The following is a 1,368-nucleotide window of genomic DNA, read 5'->3' as shown; positions in this document are numbered from 1 at the left end:
CTGCATGACATAGAAGCCAGCGTCGTTGTCGGCGTCACGCAGAATCGGGCCGTCAAACAGTTCAGTGACCGTCGGCGAGCTGTTCCGAACGAGGCTTGTCGATGTGTAGTTCTCGTCCGTGGCGGCTGCGCTGTTGACGATGGTTGCATCGTCCAGAACACATTCGAGCGTCCGGATCAATCCGCTGTCTGTGATCTTGGTAACCCGAACCCGGTAGGTGCTCTCGTCGCTGTTGACAAGGAGAACAACGTCGTTGACCTCGACGCCAGCATATTTTCTCGTCACGTTGATCGGGCCTATCGACAAGAGGCCGACAGCAATATCCATCGTCGCAACGTCAGCCAGCTTCTTTGCCTCAGCCGGCGTCAAGGCGAGCGCAATTTCTGTCACCGAATCAGAGGTGCTCTCTGTGATGAGGCGTTCTCCAGCCTCTGCGCCTGTTTGGTAGTCTTTGAGTGCGTTGAGGTACTTGACCGTTACCCTTGAAGCCTGCTCGATATCGTTCGATCGGCGAATTGGGAGTGGCTCAGCAATAGGGTCTGCCTCGCTGGCTCCCATATCCTCATAAGGGATGGTCACAACAGAGGACGAACCTCTGTAACCACCAATGATCTGATCGCCTTCGGTTAGGTGAGCAAGGTAGCCACTACAGAAAATCTCAAGGACCGCTCGTGCGGTTGTCACTTGGTTGATCGACAGCCCACGAACGGTCTTCGAATCGAACGCTGACACATCGAAATCGGAGGCACCAAGAAGCCCAGTTCTTTGCAGGATTTGGGTCACGGCGTCTTCAAGCGTCTGATCTACCGGCGTGACGAGTCCCGTGGTTCCATCCGACACCTCGACGACTTGATAATCATCATCGTGCAGTTGCTTGCCGAAGGTGATCCGAACGTTGTCAACGTTGACCGTATCGGCTGTGTCGTTGTTGGTCGTTCCAAGCAAGACGACGTTTGCGACGCTAAAAGCTGCTGAGTGAGTTCCCGAGTAGACCGCTGTCCCATTCCTTCGGATCACTAGCGTTCCGCTGCTGTTTCTGTCAACGGCAATGTCGTTCCAGCCTGGGAGGATTGGGAATTCAATATTCCCGCTCCCGAGCGGTGCGTCGAGCGCGACGTACATCGTCTCTTCAAAACTACCGACTGTGATAGGGCCGGCAGCGAAGAAGTGATTCCCGTCGTTGTCTCCTGTGTTCGATATCTTCGTGGACACCTCGAAACAGAACGGCTCGTTCGAAGCCACTGGACGAGACGCAGATGGAGTGATCGTTAGCTTGTTTGCGCTAGCCTTCGATCCAGCAAGCCCGCCGGCCCCGAACCTCGCATCAGATGTGATCGCCACATCACCAGAGGCAACGGCTGAATGCGC

1 protein-coding gene is annotated in these 1,368 nt (G+C 55.3%); it reads right to left on the bottom strand.

The genetic code is table 11. From position 1 onward, the window contains the following. Positions 1–1,212 (bottom strand): phage tail protein (locus tag x551_RS25655; protein ID WP_216701362.1); only part of this gene is annotated, 1,212 nt, incomplete at its 3' end. Between the last annotated feature and the right edge of the window lie 156 nt (positions 1,213–1,368).

The organism is Methylibium sp. T29, from assembly GCF_000576205.1.
In the GTDB taxonomy this organism is placed as follows: domain Bacteria; phylum Pseudomonadota; class Gammaproteobacteria; order Burkholderiales; family Burkholderiaceae_C; genus Methylibium; species Methylibium petroleiphilum.
This window is presented reverse-complemented; position numbering and strand designations above follow the sequence as displayed.